Source organism: Erythrobacter alti, assembly GCF_037996805.1.
GTDB lineage: Bacteria > Pseudomonadota > Alphaproteobacteria > Sphingomonadales > Sphingomonadaceae > Alteraurantiacibacter > Alteraurantiacibacter alti.
Map to the genome: position 1 here is coordinate 334,765 of NZ_JBBNAX010000008.1, position 23,282 is coordinate 358,046.

Below are 23,282 nucleotides of genomic sequence, written 5' to 3' on the forward strand. Positions count from 1 at the left end.
GACTTGACCACCTGGCTGGCGACGAGGGGGCGTGGCTTTATGCGCTTCACAGGTCCTCGGCGCGCATCTGCACGATAGTTCTGGCGGGTTGATGGTTGGCCATCTTGTCCAACAATTCCTCAATCGTTTCGCTCACGATCATGATGCCGCGATGCGCTTCCCTGACAAAGCCGGTCTCGGCCATGTGGGAGTTAAACGCAACAAGCCCATCATAGTATCCCAGCGCATTAAGCAGGCCGACCGGTTTCTGGTGATAGCCCAGCTGCGCCCAGCTGATCGCTTCCCACAATTCGTCCATCGTGCCCACACCGCCGGGGATGGTAATGAAGCCATCCGAAAGATCGGTAAATGCCTGTTTTCGCTGGTGCATTGTCTGGACGACATGCAGTTCGGTGCAGTCAGTGTTGGCCACTTCCATGTCCACGAGCGCCTGCGGGATAATGCCAATTACCTCGCCGCCAGCTTTTAGCGTTGCGTCTGCGATAGCCCCCATCAGCCCGGCCTTGCCGCCGCCATAAACGACCCCGATGCCGCGCTCGGTAAGGGTGGTACCAACTTGCCGGGCAAGCTCGATATAGCGAGTGTCTTCGGGGGTAGCAGAGCCGCAATAGACGGCGAGACGTTTCATGTACTCAAATCCTCGATCATAAGTCCGGCTGTCGCCTTAGCACTGCCCACGACTCCGGGAATACCCGCGCCGGGGTGTGTACCAGCACCTACAAGATAGAAATTACCGATTTTGTCATCGCGATTGTGGCCGCGGAAGAAAGCGCTCTGGGTCAGCAGCGGTTCGAGGCTGAAGGCGCTGCCGAGATGGGCGTTGAGATCCTTGGTGAAATCGGCGGGGGCATAGTGGAACTTGGTCACGATCCGGTCGTGAATATCGGGGATCAACCGCCGTCCGACCTCGTCGAGCACGCGCTTTTCCAGCTCCGGCCCGATCTTGTCCCAGTCCACCGTCAACTTGCCCTGATGCGCGACCGGGACAAGCGCGTAGAAAGTGCTCTTGCCCTCGGGTGCCATGCTAGGATCGGTCACGGTGGGGTGGTGCAGATAGATCGAGAAATCGGCGGGCAGGATGCCGCGCTCGTAGATGTCATCCACCAGCCCTTTGTAGCGTGGGCCGAATAGGATCATGTGGTGCGGAATGCCCGGCCATGTGCCTTCCAGCCCGAAGTGCACGACGAACAGGCTGGGCGAGAATTTCTTCTTGGTCAGCGCCTTGCCGTAGGTCTTGCCGCGATAGGTATCGCCGAGCAGGTCCTTATAGGAATGGACGATATCGGCATTGCTGGCGACCGCATCGAATTCGGCGCGCCACCCGCTCCTGGTGACAACACCGGTGGCGCGGTTGCCCATCGTCTCCACCTTCTCGACCGGATCGCCCACGCGCATTGTGCCGCCGAGCCGTTCGAAATGGCGGACCATGCCCGCGATCAGGCGATTGGTGCCGCCGCGCGCCCACCACACGCCGCCATCCTTTTCCAGCTTGTGGATGAGGGCGTAGATGCTGCTCGTCTTCATCGGGCTGCCGCCGACCAGCAGCGTGTGGAAGCTGAGCGCCTCGCGCAGCTTTTCGTTGCGGATGAACTTGCTGACCATAGAATAGACGCTGCGCCACGCCTGGTGCTTGGCGAGCGCGGGGGCGGCCTTCAGCATCGATTTGAAATCGAGGAAAGGCACGGTGCCGAGCTTGACATAGCCTTCGTCATGCACGGCGGCGGAATATTCCAGAAAGCGGTCGTATCCCACCAGATCTGCGGGATCGAGCTTGGCGATTTCCTTGCGCAGATCCTGCTCGTCATTCGAGTAGTCGAAATTGACACCATCGGGCCAGTTGAGCCGGTAGAACGGCATGACCGGCATCAGCTCGACATCGTCGGCAATGTCATGCCCGGACAGCTCCCACAATTCCTGCAGGCAGGGCGGATCGGTAATCACCGTGGGACCGGCGTCGAAGGTGAAGCCGTCCTCCTGCCAATGATAAGCGCGGCCACCAACCTTGTCGCGCCCTTCGATTACGGTCGTCGCGATCCCTGCGCTCTGCAGCCTGATGGCGAGCGCCATGCCGCCAAAACCGGCACCGATCACGCAAGCGCGACGGCCTTCGGGAGAATTGCTCATGAGGTTTCCTTGGCGTGATGGGGGTCAGGGGAGATGAGGCGCGGCGAGGGGCTCATCAGCGCCTTGATGCCGTGCCCTATTGGAATGGGCGGCTTGCCGACAAGCACGCGGGCGCGGTCGGGCAGGGTGGATCGCCCGGCGTAGAAACGCTCGATCAGCGGCTCGGGCAAGCGATAGAAACGCTCGAAAATGCGATAGCGGTCCTGCGGTGGTGCGCCGCTGAAAAGCATCCGCCCCAGTTGGCGGTAGAAGCTGGTGGCGCGCCAGTGGTGGCGAGCCAGCGACTCCAGCCTCGCGGATAATTGCTCGCCCGGCAGGTCCGCGTCTCTGGCGATGGCGAGGGCAACCCGGACGGCAATCGGCAGCGTATAGCTTGTGAGCGGGTGCATGAAGCCGCCGCGCGCTCCGGCAACGCTGACGCCGGGAGTGCGATGCGCGGCCTGGAAGGCGGCAAAATTGCCTCCGGTCACGACCGGCAGCACGCCTGTTTCGAAACCGACCGGATCGCCGTCCATCCCGTTGGCGCGGCAATAGTCGTCTATGCGGCCGGACAAGGCGCTGCGGTCAAGCGAGGGTGCGTCGGCGTAATAAGTGTCCTCCACGAAGACATCGTGCAGGCCCAAAGGCAGGACGTAAACGAAGCGGTAGGCACCGCCATCTCCCGATGGGGCGACCTGTTCGACGCCCGCATCCATGATGACCGGGCGGGAGACACCGTGCGGCTGCGCGGTGCGAACATGGCGGCCCATGAAGACCTGCCAGCCGCCGCGCAAATGTTCGCCGCCCGAAAAGCCGCGGCAGTCGATCACGCTGCGCGCGGTAATGCGCGTGCCATCAGCCAGCGTCGCTCCTCCCGCGTCGACCCCGTCCACCTGTTTGCGCACCATGATAGTGCCTTGTACCAATTCGCGTTCCAGCGAAGCGGCGAAATCCTCGCTGGCGAGCGAGCGATAGTCTGACGACAAATGGCGCGTATGGGCGGGAAAGCGGACATCGTAGCCGTCCATCCATTCGGTCTTGCGAATGCGCGCCATCAGCGCGGTTCCATCGGCGTCGAGATCGGTGGCAAACCAGCTCCAGCGGTGATTGCCGCCAAGCTGCGCGCCGCTTTCGATCAGCCGCACCGACACGTCCGGCCGATGCCGGGCGAGCGCAAGCGCAATCAGCCCGCCCGAAAGGCCGCCGCCGACAACAGCAATATCGCAATCACGTCCGCTCATCAGCCCAGTGCCTTAGCGGATTGCCGGTGCGAGGCAATGACGGGCAAAGGGCTGTGGCGCGGCGGACACGCAATTGCGATTGCGCGCGCCGGGTGTTGGGCGCAAAGGGAACCTGTTGCCGTGGCAGGCCGTTGCTTGGACGTATAACAGGGAAGCCAATTCACATGATCATTCGCCAGTTGACGGCCATTTTCGCAATTTCCGGCCTTGCGGCTGCCACGCCTGCTATTGCGCAGGATACGGCCGAACCGCAGGGACCGTCCGCCGAATTCGGCGAAACCGTGTTCGACGGGGACTTCATAACAATCGGCGCGGGTGCAGCAGTCAGCCCGTCCTATACCGGGTCTGACGATTACGTGATTTCGGTCCTGCCGGTAATCCTCGGCTCCTATGGCGGTGTGAATATCTCCCCGCGTGCCGGCGGCATCAAGCTGGACTTCATCCCCGACCCAGAAAGCGGTGTCGGCTTCGATCTTGGCGTAGCCGCGCGCCTGCGCAACAACCGCGCGTCGCAGATCGAGGACGAGGTGGTTCTGCAATATGGCGAGCTTGAGCGCGCGATCGAAGTCGGCCCCAGTATCGGCATCAATTTCCCCGCCGTGCTTAATCCCTATGACAGCATCAGCGTCGCCACCGACGTAATGTTCGACATCAACGGTGCCCACGGCGGCACGGTCGTCACGCCGAGCATTTCCTACACCTCGCCGCTCAGCCGCGGGATCCTTGCCAGTTTCTCGTTGAGCGCCGAATGGGCGAGCGAGGATTTCCAGGACTATTACTTCACGTCCGATCCCGCCGATTTCACCGGCCCGGCGGTTGATGCCTTGCCCGCTTACCAGGTCGATGGCGGCGGTTTCACCTCGTTTGGCGCGAACCTGTTGATGGGATTCGACCTCGATGGTGATGTGACCAATGGCGGATTGGGCCTCGTGGCGATCACTGGCTATTCGCGGCTGGTCGGCGATGCGGCGGATACGCCGTTCACCACCATCCGCGGATCACGCGACCAATTCCTCGGCGCGCTGGGTCTGACCTATACGTTCTGATCCGCGTCGCGGGGCACACAACCTGTCGGCATGAAAAAGGGCGATTACCCGTGTGGTAATCGCCCTATTTCATTGTGCCGAGCTTGGTGCCTAGTCTTCACCCTCGTCAATGTTCAGCGCCGGGCGTGCGGGCGGCAGGGCGGCGTCGCGGTTGCCGGTTTTCAGGTAGGTATCGAACCATTCCATCATGCGCAGATTGTAATCATAGCGCGATGCGGCGCGGCTGTTGCCGTGGCCTTCACCCGGATAGAACACCAGCCGCAGCGGCGTATCCGGGCGACGGATGCGGATGTTGCGATACAGCTCGGTGCTCTGTGTCGGGCTGACGCGCGGATCGCTGTCGCCATGCATGATCAGCAGCGGCGTATCGGCCTGGTCGGCATAGTAAATCGGGCTGATTTCGAGCCAGCGCTGCCAGTTCTCCCACGGCCATTCAAGCGCGTGGACGAGATACATTTCCATCGGAATGTCGCCCGTACCCACCTTGCTGATCTGGTTGGAAATGCCGACGAACATCACGCCTGCGGCAAATTCTTCCGAATAGCGCGTGCTGCTCCAGGCAGTGGCATAGCCGCCATAGGAACCGCCGGTGATGCCCACACGGTCCGCATCGGCGATACCGGCTTCGACCAGCGCATATTTGGCATCGACCAAGTCGACGAATTCAGGATCGGTGTAATTGCCCGAATGCTGCTTCGAAAAACCCGTGCCGTAACCGGTGGAGCCGCGGTAATTGGGCTGGAACACGGCATAGCCCTGACCCGCCGCGACCTGGCCCGGTCCGCTGTAATTGGTGTTCCAGCCGTTGCTGTCATGCGCTTCTGGGCCGCCGTGCACGTCCATGATCAGCGGCGCACCTCCGGCGGGGATGCCGCCGACCGGTTCGATCAGCACGCCTTGGATTTCCTGCCCGTCGCGCGCGGTAAAGGTGAAGGTGCGTTGCGGACCCATGGCGATGTTCGCCAACCACGGGTTGTGGTCGGTCCAGCGCTCGAACCCGGCGCGTGAATAGACGAACAATTCGTTGGGATGCGAAGGCGAGTTGGCTTCCACCGTCAGGCGGTTGCCACCCTGTTCGACGCTGGTGAGGATCAGTCCTTCTGGATCGATCTCGCGCAGCATGTCGCCATCATCGGAATAGAAGCGCAGCACGCTCTGCGCGCCGACATGAACCACAACGGCAAGGCGACCGTCGGACATCCATTCGGCATCGACTGCCGCTTCCGGAGCGCCCGCATTGAGCGCGCGGTAGGCACCCGTTGCGGTGTCGACGAGGTGCAAGGTGGTGTCTGCCGGATCGTTCTCGTCGACCGCAGCGATCATCGAAAGCTGGCTGCCATCGGGCGAAATCTCGATATCACCGACCTTGCCCGGCGTTTCCACGGTCACGAGATTGCCGTTGGCGAGGTTGAGGATATGCGCGCGCTTGGAAGTGTAGCTGTCGTCCACCAGCGGAGTAGGCGAGCTGGTGATCAGCGCCCACTGGCCATTCGGCGCGACTTCGAAGCTGTCGACATAGCCGGGGACGGTGATTTCGCGCGGTTCTGCGTCCACATCTTCCGTGCCGGTGGTGGCGACGAACACGCGGTTGAGGCGGTGCTCTTCTTCATAGACGACAGAATCGAAACCGGCTTCGCGCTCGTCGTCACGGGCCTCGTCTGCTGCGCCTGAAACAAGCATGTAGACCATGCTGCCATCGGGCGCGAAGGCGTAGGAACTGACGCGGGCATCATCCACGCCGGCCAGCTTGCGATGCGAACCGCCATCGGTGGGAATGCCCCATAATGCGCGGTCGTCACCCGATGCCGTGTAGAGGAAGGTGATCATCGACCCGTCGGGCGTGTAGTCGATGCCGGAAACGCTCATGTCTTCGGGCAGGAAGGCGCGCGATTGCATCGGGCCATCGGCCACGAACAATTGCTGGCGTGCGCCGCCATCGTCCTCGCCTTGCGTAACGTCGGGATAGTGGACGCGGGTGTAGGCAATCTGCGTGCCGTCGTTGGATACGGCAACGGTGCCGGTATATTCGATGCGGGCAACGTCTTCGGGTGTCATCACGTCCTGCGCCACAACGGCAGTGGATGGCAGAGCCAGAGCCGAGGCAAGCAGGGCGGGTCGAAGCATCTTCATGGGGGGCGATTCCTCTCGTAAGGTTTCAATTGCAACGGGTCATAGCGATCCGTGCCGACAAGGCAAACCGGTGGTGGTCAGGGCCGAAGCGATGTAACTGCATCGCGGCAAGGCGCGAATGATCGGCGAGACGCCTGGACAAGCGCGTCGTTTCGAACAGGGACACGAAACCACATGAATAGCCAGTTTACCGCCACCGCCCGGATCGTAGCCGCAGCGCTGATCGTAACGGTCGCCACGCAGATAATCTACATAACAGTAAGCAACATGGGCGGTACGCCCAATCGGCCGGTCTTATGGTCGACCGAAGTTGTCGCCTTTATCGCCATGGCCATCGGCGGGCTCGCCCTGCTGCCCTCGCGCCCGGTCATCGGAGCGGGTATCGCAGTTGGCGGGATGTTGAACGTGATCCAGGCCAGCATGGGGCTGGTGATGTTTGCGCCGCTTACCGAAGCGGGCGAAGCGATGGCGCCGGCCTTTTCCGCCGTGCTGTCGATGGCTTTCGCGCTGTTCTTCGCAGGGAAGGTCGCGTTCGGCGTCGCCGCAATCGCCGCAGGCCGCGCATTGTGGAGCGGCGAGGCGGGCTTTGCCAGGATCATCGGCGCGCTCGCCGGGCTGGCTGGTCTTGCCGCCGTCGTCCTGAACGCGCTCGCCATTTTCCCCGGCACGGACCTGACATTTCCCGCAGGTGGAGCGGGCACAGCCGCCGCGCTGTTCCTCGCAATGGCGCTGACCGCACTGCGCCCTGTTACTGCGGACTAGCGCTCCCCGTCGCGCATCAGTGATGATGAATAGGGTTGGAGCAGCGCGCTTGCCTTGTCCCACCCGCCATGCAGCCATGTTGCCCATGCGCCGCGATGATCTGGCAGGATCACCGGCATCGCATCGCGTCCCGCTTGCTTGGCCAACGCATTGGGGGAGCTGGTCAGCAGCGCAAAGCCGGGCACTTCGCTGTCCATCCACACGCCTGCCATTGCGAACAGCGGCTGGTCGGATGCGGCGAACCAGTGCTGGCGGCGCTTGCCGTCTGGGCCAGTGCCGCCCCATTCCATGAATGCGGTGGCAGGGACGAGGCAGCGAAATTCCGGATTGCGCAAATTGCCGATCCAGAACGGGCTTTGGGTGTTGCGCACGCTCAGCACGGGGCGCGCTGCGTCATGGGCGGATGGCGGAGGCGGCACGCCCCACAGGCGCGGCACCATGCGCCAAGGCTGGTTCGATGCGCCCGGACCGGCGATAAACTCGCGCCCTGCGGTGATGACCGGTGCGAAACCTGCTGGAGAGACGTAGCCCCCGCTCCACGGGTCCGTGCCCGCCGCGATACCGAACCTGTCCGCAATGGCCGCAGCATCGGCGTTGAGGGAGTAGAGCATGGTCATCGGCGCGCTCGCCTAGACCGCGATACGCAAAAGGTCTATTCATGACGCATGGCCGATACATCAGACATCTCCGCATGGATCACCCTCTTCATCGGGCTTTATTCGCTTGGCGCAGCTGTGGGCGAATTGCGATCGCCCGGTAGCTGGGCCGCCATGCTCGAAGGCTTCGAGGAGAACGAGGGGCTGCGCTTCCTGACGGGCATCGTTACGCTTTCGCTGGGCGCGGCGATCTACCTCGTCAATCCGTGGAACCCGGAAGACTGGCTGTCTGTCATCGTTTCCTTGATCGGCGGCGGCATGGCTCTGGAAGGCTTTGCCATCCTCGCCTTCGGACGCGCTTTCCTGCATTTCGCCAACAGCCTGATCGGCGGCAACAACCGCGGCTGGGCCATCCTTTCGGGGATCCTCGGCGTGGCCCTGATCTGCGTCGCGCTGCTGCGCTTCTAGGCACGCAGCCTCGACCGCGTTTCAGCGGCCGCGCAGGAACAAGTTGATCGTCAGGCGGCCATTGCGTGGGTCGTCGGTCAACTCGGCGGGATTGGGGATGACGCCCGAATGCAGCAGCCTCCCGCGATACAGGATCAGCCGGTCGGGCTTTGCCTCGATCTCGCCAATCAGTTCGTAACGCTCGCTGTCGCCGTAGTGGTAGGCTTGCGGCGGCATCCCGTATTCGCGCTCGTCCGCCGCCAGCGCGGCGTTGTAAGCGCCTTCGCGTGCATCGTTGATCGTTTCGAAACCGGTGCGGCGATGGCGGTAGAAAGCCGTGCCGCCACTTTCCGGACCGAGCAAGTAGTGCATGATCGCGACGATCTCGCCGCCCGCGTGATCGTAGTGCGGAATGCGTTGCAGGGGCGACAGGTCTTCGGGTGCGAGCGTGACCAGCGAGTAGGTACAGACATCGAGGCTGACCCCCTGCCGAAAACCGAATACCTGCTGCATCGCCTGGAACATCAGGTTCCTGTTACGGTCGAGATAGTCCGGCTCGCACCATGACCTGATGCCCGGATAGCTTGCGCCCCCATCCTGATAGGTCGCAGCTCGCCCACGCTCGAGCAATTCGTCTGCCATCCCGCTGAATTCGTCGATCTGCACCACCGGCTCGCGCTCATTGCCGAAGCGGTGGACAGTGACGGGGGGAGCGGTGGCCATATCTACGGCGTGTAATAGGTTGGTGAACCCGGTCCCACAGGCAGTCCGAATATGAAGGTCCATACGTAGAAGAAGATCGACCACGCAGTGATGAAGAAGATCGTGTAGGGCAGCATCATCGCGATCAGCGTGCCTACCCCCAGGTCCTTCTGGTAGCGCGTTGCCCAGGCGAGGATCAGCCCGAAATAGCTCATCATCGGGGTGATGATATTGGTGGTGGAATCGCCGATGCGGTAGGCGGCCTGGATCGCTTCGGGCGAATAGCCGATCAGCATCAGCATGGGCACGAAAATGGGCGCGGTGACCGCCCATTGCGCGCTCGCCGACCCCAACGACAGGTTGATGATCGCGCACAGCAGGATGAACAGGAAGAACACCATCGGTCCGGTCATGCCGGTACTGACAAGAAAGTTTGCCCCCGTCACCGCTGTAATCGCGCCAAGGTTGGTCCAGCCGAAGAAGGCCACGAACTGCGCGGCGAAGAACACCAGCACGATATACAGGCCCAGCGCGCCCAGCGCGGCGGCCATCGCATCGATCACGTCGCGATCGGTCTTCATCGTGCCGACGGTCCGCCCGTAAACATATCCGATGGTGACGAAGAAGATGAAGATCCACACGACAAAGCCATCGAAGAATGGCGAGTCCATGCGGTCGCCAGTTTCCGCATTGCGCAGTATTCCCCAATCGGGAACCAGCGTAATCGCCATCAGTGCCAGCACGCCCAGCAATGCCAGCCCGGCGCGGCGCAGGCCCTTGCGTTCCTCATCCTTGAGCGGCTGCATCATGCCTTCGTCGAGGATGGTCGGATCGGCCTTGGAGGCGTCATACGGCCCCAGTTTCGGCTCGACAATATAGATCGACACCAGCGAACCGATGGCCGCGACAAGGAAGGTGGAAGCGAACATGAAATACCAGTTAGCGGTTGCCAGCACGGTGTAATCGGGATCGATCAACTGCGCGGCTTCCTGCGTGATGCCCGCCAGCAGCGGGTCGATCGTGCCGATCAGCAGGTTCGCGCTATAGCCGCCCGACACACCGGCAAAGGCCGCCGCCATGCCTGCCAGCGGATGGCGACCGAGCGCGTAATAGATCGCTCCGCCCAGCGGGATGAGCACGACATAGCCGACTTCGCTGGCGGTGTTGGAGATGATGCCGGCGAACACGATGGCGACGGTCACCAGCTTGGGCGGCGCGCCCATGACCAGCGATCGCACGGCTGCGCTGAGCAGGCCCGACTTCTCTGCCACGCCGACGCCCAGCATCGCCACAAGCACCACGCCCAGCGGTGCAAAGCCGGTAAAATTGTCGACCAGCCCGGTGAAGATGCGGCGCACTCCGTCGCCATCCATCAGGCTGACTGCGCGGATCATCCCGTCCTCGGCAACCCCGTTCGATCCTGCAGGGCGCGGGTCCACGACCGAAACGCCCATCCAGCCGAACAGGCCCGACAGCAGCACGATGCCCAGCGCCAGCAGGGCGAACAGCGTGACCGGATGCGGCAGCAGATTGCCGAGCCACTCCACCCCGTCGAGGAAGCGCGTGAAGGCATTGCGCTTGGGCAATGCCGCCTCGGGCGGCTGCTGATCGGCGGGGGTGGGAAATTCGGTCATACGGGTTGTCCGGTCAGGAATTGGCAACAAGGCGCCATGCGTAGCGGCATCACCGCCATGCGCAAGGCAAGTCCTTTCAAGCGCAACCAGTCTGAACCCTTCCCAAACGAGCTGTTGTGTTCTAGATGGACGCCATCCCCGGGGAGCGCGCGTGCGCTGAGAGGGAGGGCTCGCATCCTCCGACCCGTCGAACCTGAACCGATTAAAATCGGCGGAGGGAGTGGGTTGGTCCCAGAAATGTTCCGGACCAGCAAGCCGCTCTCCCGCCTTCACGGAGAGTACCCCCATGGCCGACATCAATTCGCAGTTCGAAATCGGCGTGACCACCGGACCCATTCGCGGCAGCCGCAAGGTCTATGTCGGCGACCGCCGCGTGGCCATGCGCGAGATCGATCTCGAGCCGTCTTCAGGCGAGCCGCCGGTGCGCGTATACGACACCTCCGGCCCCTACACCGATCCCGATGCGAAGATCGACATCAGCACCGGCTTGCCCGCGCTGCGCCGCGAATGGCAACTCGAACGCGGCGATGTCGAGGAATACGACGCGCGCGAGATCAAGCCCGAGGACAACGGCCAGCTCGGCCCCGACCGCAGCGGCGGCGTGCCGGCTTTCCCCAATGTCTCCAAGACCGTGCTGCGCGCCAAGCCAGGCAAGAACCTGTCGCAGATGCACTATGCCCGCCGCGGCATCATCACGCCCGAAATGGAATATGTCGCCGAGCGCGAAAACCTTGGCCGTGCGCGGATGAAGGCAGCAAGCCACGACCGCGGAGAGAGCTGGGGCGCCGCCATTCCCGATTACGTCACGCCAGAATTCGTGCGCGACGAAGTGGCGCGGGGCCGCGCGATCATCCCTTCCAACGTCAACCACCCCGAAGCCGAACCGATGGCGATCGGGCGCAACTTCCTCGTCAAGATCAATGCCAATATCGGCAACAGCGCGGTCGCATCGGACGTGGCGAACGAGGTCGACAAGATGGTCTGGTCGATCCGCTGGGGTGCGGACACCGTCATGGACCTTTCCACCGGCCGCAACATCCACGACACGCGCGAATGGATCATCCGCAACTCGCCCGTCCCCATCGGCACCGTGCCGATCTACCAGGCGCTGGAAAAGGTCGGCGGCGTTGCCGAAGACCTCACCTGGGAAGTGTTCCGCGACACGCTGATCGAACAGGCCGAGCAGGGCGTCGACTATTTCACCATCCACGCAGGCGTGCGCCTGCCCTATGTGCCGATGGCCGCCAAGCGCGTCACCGGCATCGTGTCGCGCGGCGGGTCGATCATGGCGAAATGGTGCCTCGCGCATCACAAGGAGAGCTTCCTTTACGAGAAGTTCGACGAGATCACCGAGATCATGAAGGTCTACGACATCGCCTATTCGCTGGGTGACGGCCTGCGCCCCGGCTCCATCGCCGACGCCAATGACGAAGCGCAATTTGCCGAGCTTTACACGCTGGGCGAACTCACCCACCGCGCGTGGAAGGAAGACGTGCAGGTGATGATCGAAGGGCCGGGCCACGTGCCCATGCACAAGATCAAGGAGAACATGGACAAGCAGCTCGAGGTGTGCGGTGAAGCGCCGTTCTACACGCTTGGGCCGCTCGTCACCGATATCGCGCCCGGCTATGACCACATCACCAGCGGCATCGGCGCCGCGCAGATCGGCTGGTACGGCACAGCGATGCTTTGTTATGTCACGCCCAAGGAGCATCTCGGCCTGCCCGACCGCGACGATGTGAAGGTCGGCGTTGTCACCTACAAGCTGGCGGCCCACGCGGCAGACCTCGCCAAGGGGCACCCGGCAGCACAGGTGCGCGACGATGCGCTGTCGAAAGCCCGTTTCGAATTCCGCTGGCGCGACCAGTTCAACCTCTCGCTCGACCCCGACACGGCCGAGGAATTCCACGACCAGACGCTGCCCGCAGAAGGTGCCAAGACAGCCCACTTCTGCTCCATGTGCGGACCCAAGTTCTGCTCGATGAAGATCAGCCAGGAAGTGCGCGACTTCGCCAGCAAGCAGAACCAGAGCGCCGACAGCTTCCTCGCCTCCGCACAGGCGGGCAGCGACGCGGCAGAGGCGAGCAAGGCCGCCGCGCTGGAAGGCATGGAAGAAATGTCGCGCCGTTACCGTGAGGGCGGGGACCTTTACATGCCCAAGGACGTTTGAGGCGGATGAAGATCCCCACATCGCCCGCCGACCTCGCGTCATGGAACCGCCTCGCCTGGGATGGCGCGAAGCTGTGGATGGAGGCATCCAGCGTGATCTGGCTGCGCTCCATGCGGCTGGCACAGGGCGGCAAGCCCGCCGAGAACGAGGCCCAGCGGATGGTGAGCGAGAAGCTCAACGCCAATTGGGAACTCGGCTGGAAGATGCTCGGCGCGGCAGGAGCCTCGCCGCAAAGCAACGCCCGCCGCTCGGTCAACCACTACCGCCGCAAGGTGCGCGCCAACCAGCGCCGCCTGACAGGCAAGTGAGGCGCGGCGGCTGAGGCTGCCAGCGGGGCCGCAAATGGTCCGCGCGCTTTACCTGTTGCCCGTCAGCTGACATCCTCTCGCAAACCAAGGCGGGAGGTGGGACGATGCAACTGGCGATAACTCTATTGATCTGGTTCGCTGCCCTGTCCGCCGGAGTGATGGCGGGGGTCTATTTCACCTTCTCGGTCTTCGTCATGCGCTCGCTGGCGCATCTGGGCGATGAAGCGGGCGCGCGCGCCATGCAGGAGATCAACCGCGTGATCCTGCGCAGCGCCTTCCTGCCGCTGTTTATCGCCAGCTCACTCGCCTGCGCGGCGCTGGTGGTGCTCGGCCTGACAGGGCTGGCGGGGCCGGAGGCATGGGCGGTGATCGCGGGCGGCGCGATTTACGTGGTCGGCATGTTCGCGGTGACCGCCGCGGGCAATGTCCCGCTCAACAACAGGCTAGACGCCGTCGACCCGGCCAGCGACGAAGGCAAGGCCGTGTGGCGCGACTACCTCGTGCGCTGGACCCGGCTCAACCACGTGCGCACGGTGGCGTGTGTGGTGGCGATGGGGTTGCTGGTTGTGGGGTTGGGGTGAGGGGCTGTGCTGTCGACGCCGTTGACGCGAGCGTTGAAATTGGTCTCAGCAATATGGGAGAGATCAGCGCGGTACAAAGAAAAATATATGATTAGTTGTATTTGCCCAAGAGTTACGACTAAAATTTTGCTTTTTCTTGGTTCTAATACGCAATAAATTCCGGCGTGCGACCCATTATGGAGATTCTATGCGTCAAGAGATAGAGGATTTTCGACTGGCGAGGAGCGTCCCTTACCTTCTTCATTTTACTCGTGCCGAGAATCTCCGAAGCATTTTGGACTGCGACCTCGCGCGCACATAGATGCTGGAGAATGCGACGGAATCACTAATGACTATCATAGGTTAGATGGGCGACGAGAATTCAATTGTTTGAGCGCTACGTTTCCGAATTCGACTATGTTTTATCGATTCAGGCAGGATCATCCGGACGCAGAATGGCCTATCCTCGTTGTTCATCCGATAATGATTTCGAGACAACACACTCTCTTTTGTTGGCGTAACGCAGCATCGAGCGACATCTCGAACCACGACGAAATTGAGCTATCTTCGCTTGAAGCTTTCAAGGGTCTCTTCGCTGAACGTGAAGGTTATCCTTCGAGAGCGGAACAGCAATTAAAAGAAAACGATCCAACAGATGTGCAAGCGGAGTTTTTAGTTAAGGGAACGATACCTCCCCAAGCCATCTATTGTGTGATCTTTCCAGATGTTCCGTCACAGCAAAAGTACGGTGATGCAGTCGGTGACCGACAGTCGATCGTCAGTAATCGACGAGGCTTCTACGGAACGAGAGAATACTACAGAAAATGGGGGGATGGGAGGAATGGCTAAGCGACCTATATTCATTCCTCTAGTCGGCGGTAAGCGTTTTGTACGCGAAGTCTATGTTGATTTTCAATGGTATCCGGGATTCGCTAAATCCCAAAAGCAGAAAAGCATTCGAGATTTACACGCAATGGCGGCGAAGGAATATCAACTAAAGAATTTCTTGGAAGTATCTTCGAAGTCAGAGCAGACGCTGGGTGTTGCGCTCTCGTCATTTAATCTCACTTTTACGACTCAAAAAGGCCGAGTGCTGACTGTGGAGGCCGCGTTTCAGGGAAGTAAGGTTTTTGAATACGGTGGACCTTTTCGAGATCTATTCGATGCGTCACCGATGGACGCTAAAAGAGATGATCGGTTGAAAAATAGCGGACGACTTAAAGAGTTTAATCTGTTTGGCCAAATCTGGCCGCTGCAACCATTAACGTGCTTTTATGACTGGGTATACATTAACGCATTGGTAAAAAATGTTGAATTAGCAGGTCAAATAACTGATATTGATGCTTTTACCGACATTGAATTCAACCACAAAAGGTCGATTAATTGTCAAGCTCGAGCCGCGGCACTTTATTGTGCGCTTTACCATAATGATAAGTTGGACGAGGCGCTTAGTTCGCCAGATATATTTCGTTCATACTATGCTGGGCGTGTGTCGGACCCCCATGAACCGGATAATGTTCGCTATCTGATATAACCTGTTGAAACTTCATCGTACATTTAGTCACCCGGCACTAACTTCTCCACCAACTGCCGCAGTTCGGAAGGCGTTGTGTGCCCCGCCACGACCTCGTGATAGCCAATCCCAGCCTTCCGCAGCGCCTCCTTCTTCACCGCATCACGCGCAGCGGCGTTGCCTTGGTGGTGGCCAGTGCCTTGATACTCGAGTGCGTGGCGCACGCAGCACTTCTCGTCCATCAGCGCGAAGTCGACGCGCTTTGAGTTGACCGAGAAGTAAGCGCTGCGGTCCGGGCTTGAAAGGAACTCGCCTAGCGAAACCTGTGCCATCACCTGCCAGCCGGAATTGCGAGCGATCACCGCCTCGTCCAGCGCCCTGAATACCTGCGCCTCCGGGCGGTTCAAAAGTGGCCGCGGTTTGAAGTCGGCTTCCATGACGCGGCATAATTGTTCGGCGGCATCAGCATTGGCCTTTGCGTTCACGCCTTTCACCAGAAATGGTTTTTTCCTGCCCCGCCACTTGCGGCGCGTTGTTTTCTTGTCCGGCTTCAACAGCTGGCTGAGCATCGCGAGCGATAGAAGAAATGCGACGATGAAAATCACGATCGTGAAATCGATATCAAAATTCGAGATAATGCTATCCACCTTAACCGCCCCCTCGGCTAAACCTTAGCTGGAATAGTTTGAATACATTATCGAATACTTCGCAAGTCGAAATTTGCTGAGGTCTATCCCGACGCTACGTGAGAGGCCGGCCTTGGTTGCCCTTCGCTAACGCTTCTTCACAAACTCCGCGCGGAGCACGAGGCCCTTGATGCCCGGAAAGCGGCAGTCGATTTCCTGTGCGTCGCCGGTCAGGCGGATCGATTTGATCAGCGTGCCTTGCTTCAGGGTCCGACCTGCGCCCTTGACGTTGAGGTCCTTGATCAGCGTCACCTGATCGCCGTCCGCCAGCAGATTGCCCACGGCATCGCGGACCTCCACCAGATCGGCTCCATCAGCCGCAGCTTCGTTGCGGGAAGCCAGCTCGGACGCGGGCATCCATTCGCCGCTGGCCTCGTCATAGACATAGTCTTCATCGCTCGTGCTCATGACACGGGGCCATGCGCGCACCGCCTGCGATTGTCGAGGGTGGAGGCGATGCCGGTGGTGAGGGCGAGCGCGCGGCCAGCACGCGCGGCGCATTTCCTACAGCCACGCAATCTGCCTTGCTTTCCGGCGATGGAGAACACGCCAAAATACCGGCCAAATGTCGCAGATTTCCGGGCTTTCGCGCCGCTCCGCTTTTCTGCTTCAGGACAGTGCTCCATGTGCTCCATATTAGCGGCGAAAGCATTGCCTGATGCGCGGCAATCATGCCCTGCGCGCGGATCGCACCAACGCCCCGGAGTGCTGGTGCGATCCACTGGCGGGCGGATTGCGAATACGCTTTGCGCCAGGGTGCCGTGTGACAGCTGCCTAGCTGTTCTTCATGTTCTCCAGCCCCTTGATCCCGCCGGGCTTTTGCGAGGGCTGGGAGGCGTTGGTTTTCACCTTTTCCTTCTTGGGTTTGCGTGCTTCCTTGTTGGATTTCTGTCCCTTGGACATGGTGTTTTCCCATACAGGCGGAATGCCCTGCGGACAGGACTACGCCTGTTGGCGGGACAATGCGCGTTAATTCGAGGCAGCGGTCAGCGGTTAAGTGCGGTCAACACCCGGTCCAGCTCCTGCAGGAACCGCGAACGGTCCGCCTTGCTGAAGGGCGGGGGGCCGCCGCCTACGCCGTCCATGCCGCTGCGCAAATCGGCCATCAGTGCGCGGGTGGCGATGGCGCTGCCGATGCTGGCGGTGTCGAAGGGCTTGCCATTATGCGCCAGCACGCTCGCGCCCTCTTTCAGGCAGCGTTCGGCAAGGAGGATGTCGGCGGTGATGACTATGGTGCAGGGGGAGGCGTTGTCGGCGATCCAGTCGTCCGCCGCGTCAAAGCTGTCGGACACCACCACGCGCTTCACCCGCTCGCTGACGGGGACGCGGAAGGGGGCGTTGCTGACCACGCGGACATGCGCCCTGAAGCGCTCGGCCACGCGGTAGGTCTCCTCCTTCACCGGGCAGGCGTCGGCATCGACCAGTATGGTGACAGTGTCAGGGGGCGGCGTCATGCCGGGGGCCATGGCCTTCGATCCCGGCGCGATCAAGCTCCGGCCCGAGCCTTCCGGTGAGCCAGAGGAAATACATGCGGAAGTCTGCCGCGAGGCTCCACAGCGGATAGGTGAAGGTCGCGGGGCGGTTCTTCTCCACCGTGAAATGGGCAAGCCAGGCGAAGAAATATCCGGCCAGCGGCATGGCGAACAGCCACCACAGATTGCCGCTCAGCACGGCGTAAAAGGCCACCGCGATGACCAGCGTGGTGCCGATATAGTGCAGGGCGCGGGTGCGCGGCAGGGCGTGTTCGCGCAGGTAATGCGGCCAGAAGTCGGCGAAGGTGGAATAGCGTTCTGCCATGCGCCCATGCTGCGCCAACGGGGCGGGTTTCGCAAGGGTAGTGTGGCGGCTGAAACGAGGATCGCACCAACCCCTTTGCGGAGGAAGGTGCGATCTACCGCCATGCCTGGCGTTACCCGCTGTCCGGCGGGCTCGAGGACCGGGCGCTGGTCGCGTTGGCCGGTCCGCACGCATTGGTGCTTGGGACTCGCTATACGCCTGTTCGGGCGTGCGCGCCATACCCATGGTGCGGCACGAGGCAGCGGTGCGACGGGGAGAATGTTGGGTTGGCGCGGGGAGCGCGGGTCAGTCGATGAGGATCAGCGCGCCAAAGCGCCAGCCGACCGCCCAGCGCAGCTGTGCGCGCACCCGGCCACGGTCGGGAAGGTCGATGCGGATGATCTCGCCGAGCGGGAATTTCTCTTCGCATTCGGCCATGAAACCATGGCGCGAGGTATTGCCGACCCACGCCTCGAGCTCGCGGCCGCAATCGTCCACGATCGTGGTTTCGACGCTGCATGGCTCTCGCGGTTCGCGCGGGACAAGATCAACGGCTTTGGCAGTGCTGGCCATAGGGCAGGGCCTCCTCGCGCAGAGCATATGCGCGAATTGGTTGGGATAGGGTTAATGCGGCGAGGAGCACTCTACGCCGGAGTCGCGACCGATTGCTTAGTAGCGCCTAGCTTGCAGGCTGGCGGGTCAGGCGGACGAGGCTCCAATCGTAACCCAGTTCGCGGACACGCGCCTCCAGCATGGCGCGGCGCTCGGCATCGGGTTGCGGTTCCCGCGTGAGCATCCATAGGTAACGTCCGCTCGGCTCGCCCACGATGGACCAAGGATATTGTCCATTGTCGTCAGGCTCCCCGCGATCGAGTACCCAATAGTCGCCGTAGAATGGGCCGAAAAAGCTGACTTCAAGCTTTGCCCCGTCCGATCCTTCCACCACGCGCGCACGGCCCGTAGCCTGGTCGAACTCGCCGTCCAGCCCGCCTTCGTAGCAGGAATTGACGACGCTGATCTTGCCATCGTCGCGCAATGTATAGTCTGCGGTTACGCCTTCGCAGCCGTCTTGGAAGGGCGCTTCGTAGCGGCCATATTCGTACCATGTGCCGAGATAGGCATCGAGCGCGACAGGCTTTGCGGGTTCGGGAACAGCTGCATTACCGACAGGACCGGGCGAGCCGACGCATGCACCGGTGAGAGCAAGCGGAATAAGGGCGGACAGCAATTTGCGGATAGTCATGCCTAGCCAATGGCCAGAGCGCGCCACGGTTCCTTTCATTGCCTGTCGCGGGTGCTTCGCGCCCTGTCGCGCGCCGCAACGATATTGCAAATCTCAGCAATCATTAGGTAATCCGCCATTACCGTGCTACTTAGCGTTCGCTGACGTCGAAATTTGCGACGGACTTCGAGATTTGCCGACCGCCGCTTGCCTGCAAAAGGCCCCGGCGCAAACCAGACGACGACTTCCTTTCCCAAGACGATTTGACGCATACCGTGCCCGCACTCTCGCAGGCCGGAAACACTTGTTCTTTCGAAAGGAACACTATCATGTCGAAGACCGGCACAGTTAAATTCTTCAACACTGACAAGGGCTATGGTTTCATCCAGCCCGACGATGGCTCGAACGACAGCTTCGTGCACATCTCCGCCGTTCAGGCCGCTGGCATGCAGACGCTCGATAAAGAGCAGCGTCTCAACTACGATGTCGAGCAGGGCCGCAACGGCAAGGAAAGCGCCGTTAATTTGAGCGCTGCCGACTGATCCATCGCGCTCTTTTTGCTCGATGAAAGCCGGGCGCGGAATTTCCGCGTCCGGCCTTCATTACATTATCACCGCCAGCCTCTTCGGAGAACCACCATGTCGCAATCCTTCGCCTTTTATGACCAGCGCGCCAGTGAAGCCGCTGCCCAAGCCGAAGCCGCTACTCTCGACAATGTGCGAGATCGTAATTTGCGGGCCGAAAAGACATGGCGCGCGCTGGCGGATCAGGCGCTCAAGGTCGAAACTGACCGCAAGAAGGCTGCTGCCATACGGCAGGAACGCCTCGACCGCGAAGCAGCCGAGGCGCAGGCCAAAGAGGCTGAAGTCGCGTCGTAACGCAATGTGCGGGCGTGGCCCGCAATCTCTCTTGTTACTGGTTGAGCGCTGCCGTTACGTTCACGATCCGCGCTCCCGAAACAATCGTCGACACATCTTCATTTAGTGGTGCAGGCGGATTGGTTGCCGCGTCATATCGCGAGTCGGTACGCGGCGCTTCGTAAACCACCGACTGCTGAACGGCAGGCGTGTGGCTGAAACCGTTTGCGGCCTGCCGCTGCTGCGGGGCATTTTCCCTATTTGCGTAGGCGACGCGCGCCGGAGCCTGCGCGTAGGCATAGACATCCCTATCGGCAGTCCGGTAGCTCTCGGCGAGTTGTGCTTCATAAGCTTCGTAGGCAACGGCCTCGGCGGCATAGGCTGCTTCCATCGCCTGCGCACGGCGGTAGCGGTCCGGATGGCGTCCGCGAAGCGCCAGATCGGCCACCTCGACCACACCTTCAGGGGTTTCCAGGGCGTAGTGGTTAGGCAGGCTTTCGCGATGCATCGGCGCTTTGTTGCTAACAAGGGGTCTTTCCGGAAGCAGGGCAGTGACATCCTGCGTTACACCGATCGGATCGGTGCTGACACTCGCGCCCGCAACTGCGCCTGCAATAGGCACAAGTGCAGCGGCGCCCAGAATCCAGGGCGAGATCTTCATCTTCCAACTCCAAGTGAAACTTGCTTTGGTAGATCAATGATTCGGCCGGACAGATGTTCCAAAAGCGCGTTGAAGTGGGGTGACAAGGCGACGACCGGCTGGCAATCCTCCCCCATGATCAAACTGCTTGCCCTCATCCTTCCCGTCGGCCTCCTCGCGACGGCTTGCCAGCAGGATGGGGCTGCAGGGCTACCCGGCGATAGCGATGATACGCAGCCCTATGCCGGCATTGCCGAAAATGCGGAGCTGCGGCTGATCGGAACCGAACCCTTCTGGGGTGCCACCATTTCCGCCGGTACAATCGTGTGGACTACGCCCGACAACATTGAGGGCACCAGCGCCCCGGTCGAACGGTTTGCGGGACGCGGCGGCGTGTCCTTCAGCGGTGTGATCGAGGGCGCGACGCTGGACGTTGCGGTGACGCCGGGCGCATGTTCCGACGGCATGAGCGACCGGACCTATCCCTTCACCGCGACCGTGACCCTCGGCACGGTGCAGCATAACGGCTGCGCGTGGCGCGAGGGCGAGGATGAGCTGGGCGAAGCCTAGCCCCGCCCGGCAATCCGATCAGTAGAGGCCGGGTACCTCGTGCTGCGCGGCGGTACGTTCGGGCAGTTCGGGCACAAGTACACCTTCTTCCAGTGCCGAAGCCGTTGTCGAAGGCCCACCGGCAATCGCGGTGCAGGCGCGGCCTGCCAGATAGTCGAGCGCGACTGCCGTCATCGCCTCGCGCGGATCGCCCATCTGGAAACGGATATCGTCGTTCGCGCGGCAGGTGTTGGGAACGGTGGTGGCAAGGCCGTTGAAATATTCACCTTGACCATTGGCGTTCTCGATCTGGATCGTGACCACGCGCAGGCGGTCGTCACATTCGGCAAGGTCGAAGGCGGACTGGCCAACCGGCTTGCCGAAGGTGTTCGACCCCACCAGCGCGATGTTCGGCACCCACGGCTGCATTCCGTTGATGACCAATTCGCTGGCCGATGCTGTCGATCCGGTGCCGATAAAGGCGATCCTGGTGGGGGCGATGGACTGCGGGCGGGATGTGAAACGGGCAATCTCGTTGCGATCCGATTTCGACGGGCGCCAGGTGATCTGTTCGAAGACTTCACCAACGAAGTTGCGCCCCATCAGGTCGCCCATCAGTTCGGCAATGCTGATCGCACCACCGCCATTGTAGCGGAAGTCGACGATCAGTTCGGTCACGCCGGCCGCCCGGAAGTCTGCAAAGGCCGCGCGCAAGTCGGGATCGGCGGTGCTGATAAAGGTGCGCAAATTGAGGTAACCGACCTGCTTACCGCCATCATTGATAATCTGCGCGCCAAAACGGTCCGAAACCGGATCGAGGTCGAATTCGGCCTTGCTGATCGAAACTTCACGCTGGACACCCGAAGAGTCGATAATGCGCAGCACACGCGTAGTGCCTACGGTCGACGGGCCGAGTGCATTGGACACAGCTGCCGGACCACCGTTCGCCATCAGCGAATTGACAGTTTCGATGTTGTTGGCAGTGGTGCCGATACCAATGATTTCCGTACCGCGGTCGATATTCGCGCCGAGCGCCGGGGCACCTTCGAATGCATCGATCACGAACACACGGCGATTGGGCGTGTCATAAGCCAGACGGATTCCGAAACCAGCGCTCGCACCGCTGTTGAAGAAGGCGTTCTCTTCTTCGATCGAAGTGACATAGGAGAAGAAGCGATCTTTGGACTGCGCACGAGCAGGCGCGACCAGCGCATCGATATAATCCTGCAGATTGTTGAAATTCGACTGGTTAACCGAAGTGTCGAGCAGGCTGGGGAACAGGTACCATTCGTTGAATACGCCGAGGGTGAAGTCCTGCCGCGCTGCCAGCGAGCAGGCTGTGCCACCGCCTCCGCCTCCACCTGCGCCACCTCCGCCACCAGTTGCGATGGGAGTGGGGGTGGGCGTGGAGCCACCGCCACACGATGCGAGCATGGCGGCGCAAGCGATAGATAGCGCGAATTTGGAAGTCTGCATGATTACCCGTTTCTTTTCATATCGTTGAGCCGGTTCTGAGCAAGATCGGCATGCTATAGGCAGGGCGTCAGTCTGGCAAGAAGGACCCTTCGGGTGCGCGGATCGGCGCAATGGGCTCTCATGGCATCTCATTTCCTTCGACAGGCTGAACGGAAACGGGCCTTGCAAAGCCCCGCTTCAAACGGCACAGCCCCATTCGGCTATCCGTAAAGGCGCGATAAAGTGCCGCAAACGAATTGAGGAAAATCCATGCCCGACACGGTTCCCGATTGGCTATCCAGCGCACTTGGCAAGGCGAAAGGCGATTTGCGCCCCGGCCACGGCAAGCTAGTTGCGGCCAGGTTGGGCGCAGAGAATTTGGTCGGTAAGGGCGGTTTCAAGCTTTCCTCCGCCGCTTTCGAGGCGGGCGGAGAACTGGACCCGTGCTTTACCGCTGACGAAGAAGATGCGGTTGCCCCTCCGCTGGAGTGGAACGCGCCTCCTCCCGGAACGCAGGAACTGGTACTGGTGGTAGAGGATGCCGATTTCCAGACCGGCGAACCCTTTTGCCACTGGTTGGTCTGGGGACTGCCCGGCCAGAAGGGAATGATCCTCGAAGGCGAGACCCCGCCGCGCGTCGGCAAGAACGCTTTCGGCAATTCCGAATGGCTGCTGCCGGACCCGCCGACGGGCGACGATGCCCATGATTACGTGTTCCAGATGTTCGCGCTGGACCTGCCGCTAACGCTGATGCCCGGCGCGAATCGGGAAGAGCTTGTCGCCGCCATGGAAGGCCATGTCACGGGTTTGGCAATACTCACAGCAACATATGCCCGTGAAGAAGGCGGGGATTACGACTGGGAAGATGGCGACGACGAAGATTGA

The 23,282-nt window shown here is 61.3% G+C and carries 27 protein-coding genes, 1 pseudogene and 1 riboswitch; of the genes and pseudogenes, 12 read left to right on the plus strand and 16 right to left on the minus strand.

The features are described from left to right. Nucleotides 1–46: 46 nt before the first annotated feature. The 3 genes from AAC850_RS11410 to crtY are packed head-to-tail and all read right to left on the minus strand — an operon-like array spanning nucleotide 47 to nucleotide 3,344. A complete protein-coding gene (locus AAC850_RS11410) occupies nucleotides 47–628 on the minus strand; it encodes an LOG family protein (protein WP_340588867.1) in 582 nt (193 codons plus the stop codon). Beyond that, complete coding sequence (locus AAC850_RS11415) at nucleotides 625–2,124, minus strand: phytoene desaturase (protein WP_340588868.1); 1,500 nt, start codon at nucleotides 2,122–2,124, stop codon at nucleotides 625–627. The genes AAC850_RS11410 and AAC850_RS11415 overlap by 4 nt, the downstream gene beginning before the upstream one ends. Beyond that, nucleotides 2,121–3,344: a lycopene beta-cyclase CrtY gene (gene crtY / locus AAC850_RS11420; protein WP_340588869.1), complete on the minus strand. Its 1,224-nt coding sequence runs from the start codon at nucleotides 3,342–3,344 to the stop codon at nucleotides 2,121–2,123. Before crtY ends, AAC850_RS11415 begins: the two co-directional genes overlap by 4 nt. 164 nt (nucleotides 3,345–3,508) lie before the next feature. On the opposite strand from crtY, the gene AAC850_RS11425 reads away from it, so the two are divergent. Further along, on the plus strand, nucleotides 3,509–4,390 hold the full coding sequence (locus AAC850_RS11425; RefSeq protein WP_340588870.1) for a MipA/OmpV family protein: 882 nt from the start codon (nucleotides 3,509–3,511) through the stop codon (nucleotides 4,388–4,390). A 90-nt stretch (nucleotides 4,391–4,480) separates the two neighbouring features. Here the strand turns inward: AAC850_RS11425 and AAC850_RS11430 are convergent, their stop codons facing one another. Beyond that, nucleotides 4,481–6,520, minus strand: coding sequence for a S9 family peptidase (locus AAC850_RS11430; protein WP_340588871.1), 2,040 nt, complete (start codon nucleotides 6,518–6,520; stop codon nucleotides 4,481–4,483). Between the two features lie 174 nt (nucleotides 6,521–6,694). Between AAC850_RS11430 and AAC850_RS11435 the strand changes: the two genes are divergently transcribed. Next, entirely contained in the window at nucleotides 6,695–7,282 is a 588-nt protein-coding gene (locus AAC850_RS11435) for a hypothetical protein (RefSeq protein ID WP_340588872.1), read from the plus strand. Here AAC850_RS11435 and AAC850_RS11440 read toward each other — a convergent pair. Then, a complete protein-coding gene (locus AAC850_RS11440) occupies nucleotides 7,279–7,899 on the minus strand; it encodes an SOS response-associated peptidase family protein (protein WP_340588873.1) in 621 nt (206 codons plus the stop codon). The two genes, AAC850_RS11435 and AAC850_RS11440, sit on opposite strands and share 4 nt — an antisense overlap. Before the next feature lie 48 nt (nucleotides 7,900–7,947). On the opposite strand from AAC850_RS11440, the gene AAC850_RS11445 reads away from it, so the two are divergent. Then, nucleotides 7,948–8,346: a hypothetical protein gene (locus tag AAC850_RS11445; protein WP_340588874.1), complete on the plus strand. Its 399-nt coding sequence runs from the start codon at nucleotides 7,948–7,950 to the stop codon at nucleotides 8,344–8,346. 21 nt (nucleotides 8,347–8,367) lie between these two features. On the opposite strand, the gene AAC850_RS11450 is transcribed toward AAC850_RS11445, so the two are convergent. Continuing rightward, on the minus strand, nucleotides 8,368–9,048 hold the full coding sequence (locus AAC850_RS11450; protein ID WP_340588875.1) for a DUF6445 family protein: 681 nt from the start codon (nucleotides 9,046–9,048) through the stop codon (nucleotides 8,368–8,370). A gap of 2 nt (nucleotides 9,049–9,050) precedes the next feature. After that, entirely contained in the window at nucleotides 9,051–10,661 is a 1,611-nt protein-coding gene (locus tag AAC850_RS11455) for an AbgT family transporter (protein ID WP_340588876.1), read from the minus strand. Between the two features lie 129 nt (nucleotides 10,662–10,790). Continuing rightward, nucleotides 10,791–10,899, plus strand: a riboswitch (TPP riboswitch). Nucleotides 10,900–10,947: 48 nt separating this feature from the next. On the opposite strand from AAC850_RS11455, the gene thiC reads away from it, so the two are divergent. The 5 genes and pseudogenes from thiC (at nucleotide 10,948) to AAC850_RS11475 (ending at nucleotide 15,233) form a co-directional block, all read left to right on the plus strand. Then, the gene (gene thiC, locus AAC850_RS11460; protein ID WP_340588877.1) at nucleotides 10,948–12,831 is read left to right on the plus strand and encodes a phosphomethylpyrimidine synthase ThiC; all 1,884 of its coding nucleotides are present in this window, start codon (nucleotides 10,948–10,950) and stop codon (nucleotides 12,829–12,831) included. A gap of 5 nt (nucleotides 12,832–12,836) precedes the next feature. Continuing rightward, nucleotides 12,837–13,139: a hypothetical protein gene (locus tag AAC850_RS11465; protein ID WP_340588878.1), complete on the plus strand. Its 303-nt coding sequence runs from the start codon at nucleotides 12,837–12,839 to the stop codon at nucleotides 13,137–13,139. Between the two features lie 104 nt (nucleotides 13,140–13,243). Further along, entirely contained in the window at nucleotides 13,244–13,720 is a 477-nt protein-coding gene (locus tag AAC850_RS11470; RefSeq protein ID WP_340588879.1) for an anthrone oxygenase family protein, read from the plus strand. A 396-nt stretch (nucleotides 13,721–14,116) separates the two neighbouring features. Next, a pseudogene (locus tag AAC850_RS13995) lies at nucleotides 14,117–14,383 on the plus strand (DarT ssDNA thymidine ADP-ribosyltransferase family protein); the annotation flags it as partial. 40 nt (nucleotides 14,384–14,423) lie between these two features. Further along, nucleotides 14,424–15,233: a DarT1-associated NADAR antitoxin family protein gene (locus AAC850_RS11475; RefSeq protein WP_340588880.1), complete on the plus strand. Its 810-nt coding sequence runs from the start codon at nucleotides 14,424–14,426 to the stop codon at nucleotides 15,231–15,233. Nucleotides 15,234–15,256: 23 nt separating this feature from the next. Here the strand turns inward: AAC850_RS11475 and AAC850_RS11480 are convergent, their stop codons facing one another. The 7 genes from AAC850_RS11480 to AAC850_RS11510 all read right to left on the minus strand — a co-directional run bounded on the left by AAC850_RS11480 (nucleotide 15,257) and on the right by AAC850_RS11510 (nucleotide 18,917). Then, nucleotides 15,257–15,817: a DUF2726 domain-containing protein gene (locus AAC850_RS11480; RefSeq protein WP_340588881.1), complete on the minus strand. Its 561-nt coding sequence runs from the start codon at nucleotides 15,815–15,817 to the stop codon at nucleotides 15,257–15,259. Nucleotides 15,818–15,985: 168 nt separating this feature from the next. Next, nucleotides 15,986–16,306: an alkylphosphonate utilization protein gene (locus tag AAC850_RS11485; RefSeq protein WP_340588882.1), complete on the minus strand. Its 321-nt coding sequence runs from the start codon at nucleotides 16,304–16,306 to the stop codon at nucleotides 15,986–15,988. Between the two features lie 366 nt (nucleotides 16,307–16,672). Next, nucleotides 16,673–16,801 carry a hypothetical protein gene (locus AAC850_RS11490; RefSeq protein WP_340588883.1) on the minus strand — a complete coding sequence of 43 codons (129 nt, stop codon included), beginning with the start codon at nucleotides 16,799–16,801 and terminating at the stop codon, nucleotides 16,673–16,675. 83 nt (nucleotides 16,802–16,884) lie between these two features. Further along, nucleotides 16,885–17,352 carry a YaiI/YqxD family protein gene (locus AAC850_RS11495; protein ID WP_340588884.1) on the minus strand — a complete coding sequence of 156 codons (468 nt, stop codon included), beginning with the start codon at nucleotides 17,350–17,352 and terminating at the stop codon, nucleotides 16,885–16,887. Next, nucleotides 17,336–17,695 carry an Mpo1-like protein gene (locus AAC850_RS11500; protein ID WP_340588885.1) on the minus strand — a complete coding sequence of 120 codons (360 nt, stop codon included), beginning with the start codon at nucleotides 17,693–17,695 and terminating at the stop codon, nucleotides 17,336–17,338. The genes AAC850_RS11495 and AAC850_RS11500 overlap by 17 nt, the downstream gene beginning before the upstream one ends. A 285-nt stretch (nucleotides 17,696–17,980) precedes the next feature. Continuing rightward, nucleotides 17,981–18,247, minus strand: coding sequence for a hypothetical protein (locus AAC850_RS11505; RefSeq protein WP_340588886.1), 267 nt, complete (start codon nucleotides 18,245–18,247; stop codon nucleotides 17,981–17,983). Between the two features lie 106 nt (nucleotides 18,248–18,353). Then, entirely contained in the window at nucleotides 18,354–18,917 is a 564-nt protein-coding gene (locus tag AAC850_RS11510) for a lipocalin family protein (protein ID WP_340588887.1), read from the minus strand. A gap of 308 nt (nucleotides 18,918–19,225) precedes the next feature. Here AAC850_RS11510 and AAC850_RS11515 point away from each other — a divergent pair, with 308 nt between their 5' ends. Together AAC850_RS11515 and AAC850_RS11520 are read left to right on the plus strand one after the other, a co-directional pair. After that, nucleotides 19,226–19,438, plus strand: a complete 213-nt coding sequence (locus AAC850_RS11515; protein ID WP_048886295.1) for a cold-shock protein — start codon at nucleotides 19,226–19,228, stop codon at nucleotides 19,436–19,438. Nucleotides 19,439–19,534: 96 nt separating this feature from the next. Continuing rightward, nucleotides 19,535–19,774 (plus strand): hypothetical protein, encoded by a 240-nt coding sequence (locus AAC850_RS11520; RefSeq protein ID WP_340588888.1) that lies wholly within the window; start codon nucleotides 19,535–19,537, stop codon nucleotides 19,772–19,774. 34 nt (nucleotides 19,775–19,808) lie between these two features. Here AAC850_RS11520 and AAC850_RS11525 read toward each other — a convergent pair whose 3' ends face one another. Beyond that, nucleotides 19,809–20,414 (minus strand): hypothetical protein, encoded by a 606-nt coding sequence (locus tag AAC850_RS11525; protein ID WP_340588889.1) that lies wholly within the window; start codon nucleotides 20,412–20,414, stop codon nucleotides 19,809–19,811. Nucleotides 20,415–20,528: 114 nt separating this feature from the next. On the opposite strand from AAC850_RS11525, the gene AAC850_RS11530 reads away from it, so the two are divergent. Next, nucleotides 20,529–20,963 (plus strand): COG3650 family protein, encoded by a 435-nt coding sequence (locus AAC850_RS11530; RefSeq protein WP_340588890.1) that lies wholly within the window; start codon nucleotides 20,529–20,531, stop codon nucleotides 20,961–20,963. 18 nt (nucleotides 20,964–20,981) lie between these two features. Here the strand turns inward: AAC850_RS11530 and AAC850_RS11535 are convergent, their stop codons facing one another. Next, on the minus strand, nucleotides 20,982–22,418 hold the full coding sequence (locus AAC850_RS11535) for a S41 family peptidase (protein WP_340588891.1): 1,437 nt from the start codon (nucleotides 22,416–22,418) through the stop codon (nucleotides 20,982–20,984). 249 nt (nucleotides 22,419–22,667) lie between these two features. Between AAC850_RS11535 and AAC850_RS11540 the strand changes: the two genes are divergently transcribed. Beyond that, entirely contained in the window at nucleotides 22,668–23,282 is a 615-nt protein-coding gene (locus AAC850_RS11540; protein WP_340588892.1) for a YbhB/YbcL family Raf kinase inhibitor-like protein, read from the plus strand.

What these genes read in the sequence shown, in the direction of transcription:
- AAC850_RS11500 (WP_340588885.1), bottom strand. Translation starts at nt 17,695, where the DNA reads ATGGCAGAACGCTATTCCACCTTCGCCGACTTCTGGCCGCATTACCTG.
- AAC850_RS11440 (WP_340588873.1), bottom strand. Translation starts at nt 7,899, where the DNA reads ATGACCATGCTCTACTCCCTCAACGCCGATGCTGCGGCCATTGCGGAC.
- AAC850_RS11430 (WP_340588871.1), bottom strand. Translation starts at nt 6,520, where the DNA reads ATGAAGATGCTTCGACCCGCCCTGCTTGCCTCGGCTCTGGCTCTGCCA.
- AAC850_RS11425 (WP_340588870.1), top strand. Translation starts at nt 3,509, where the DNA reads ATGATCATTCGCCAGTTGACGGCCATTTTCGCAATTTCCGGCCTTGCG.
- AAC850_RS11435 (WP_340588872.1), top strand. Translation starts at nt 6,695, where the DNA reads ATGAATAGCCAGTTTACCGCCACCGCCCGGATCGTAGCCGCAGCGCTG.
- AAC850_RS11445 (WP_340588874.1), top strand. Translation starts at nt 7,948, where the DNA reads ATGGCCGATACATCAGACATCTCCGCATGGATCACCCTCTTCATCGGG.
- AAC850_RS11475 (WP_340588880.1), top strand. Translation starts at nt 14,424, where the DNA reads ATGTTCCGTCACAGCAAAAGTACGGTGATGCAGTCGGTGACCGACAGT.
- AAC850_RS11525 (WP_340588889.1), bottom strand. Translation starts at nt 20,414, where the DNA reads ATGAAGATCTCGCCCTGGATTCTGGGCGCCGCTGCACTTGTGCCTATT.
- AAC850_RS11535 (WP_340588891.1), bottom strand. Translation starts at nt 22,418, where the DNA reads ATGCAGACTTCCAAATTCGCGCTATCTATCGCTTGCGCCGCCATGCTC.
- AAC850_RS11465 (WP_340588878.1), top strand. Translation starts at nt 12,837, where the DNA reads ATGAAGATCCCCACATCGCCCGCCGACCTCGCGTCATGGAACCGCCTC.
- AAC850_RS11505 (WP_340588886.1), bottom strand. Translation starts at nt 18,247, where the DNA reads ATGGCCAGCACTGCCAAAGCCGTTGATCTTGTCCCGCGCGAACCGCGA.
- AAC850_RS11540 (WP_340588892.1), top strand. Translation starts at nt 22,668, where the DNA reads ATGCCCGACACGGTTCCCGATTGGCTATCCAGCGCACTTGGCAAGGCG.
- AAC850_RS11410 (WP_340588867.1), bottom strand. Translation starts at nt 628, where the DNA reads ATGAAACGTCTCGCCGTCTATTGCGGCTCTGCTACCCCCGAAGACACT.
- AAC850_RS11490 (WP_340588883.1), bottom strand. Translation starts at nt 16,801, where the DNA reads ATGTCCAAGGGACAGAAATCCAACAAGGAAGCACGCAAACCCAAGAAG.
- AAC850_RS11455 (WP_340588876.1), bottom strand. Translation starts at nt 10,661, where the DNA reads ATGACCGAATTTCCCACCCCCGCCGATCAGCAGCCGCCCGAGGCGGCA.
- AAC850_RS11450 (WP_340588875.1), bottom strand. Translation starts at nt 9,048, where the DNA reads ATGGCCACCGCTCCCCCCGTCACTGTCCACCGCTTCGGCAATGAGCGC.
- AAC850_RS11495 (WP_340588884.1), bottom strand. Translation starts at nt 17,352, where the DNA reads ATGACGCCGCCCCCTGACACTGTCACCATACTGGTCGATGCCGACGCC.
- thiC (WP_340588877.1), top strand. Translation starts at nt 10,948, where the DNA reads ATGGCCGACATCAATTCGCAGTTCGAAATCGGCGTGACCACCGGACCC.
- AAC850_RS11510 (WP_340588887.1), bottom strand. Translation starts at nt 18,917, where the DNA reads ATGACTATCCGCAAATTGCTGTCCGCCCTTATTCCGCTTGCTCTCACC.
- AAC850_RS11515 (WP_048886295.1), top strand. Translation starts at nt 19,226, where the DNA reads ATGTCGAAGACCGGCACAGTTAAATTCTTCAACACTGACAAGGGCTAT.
- crtY (WP_340588869.1), bottom strand. Translation starts at nt 3,344, where the DNA reads ATGAGCGGACGTGATTGCGATATTGCTGTTGTCGGCGGCGGCCTTTCG.
- AAC850_RS11520 (WP_340588888.1), top strand. Translation starts at nt 19,535, where the DNA reads ATGTCGCAATCCTTCGCCTTTTATGACCAGCGCGCCAGTGAAGCCGCT.
- AAC850_RS11530 (WP_340588890.1), top strand. Translation starts at nt 20,529, where the DNA reads ATGATCAAACTGCTTGCCCTCATCCTTCCCGTCGGCCTCCTCGCGACG.
- AAC850_RS11485 (WP_340588882.1), bottom strand. Translation starts at nt 16,306, where the DNA reads ATGAGCACGAGCGATGAAGACTATGTCTATGACGAGGCCAGCGGCGAA.
- AAC850_RS11470 (WP_340588879.1), top strand. Translation starts at nt 13,244, where the DNA reads ATGCAACTGGCGATAACTCTATTGATCTGGTTCGCTGCCCTGTCCGCC.
- AAC850_RS11415 (WP_340588868.1), bottom strand. Translation starts at nt 2,124, where the DNA reads ATGAGCAATTCTCCCGAAGGCCGTCGCGCTTGCGTGATCGGTGCCGGT.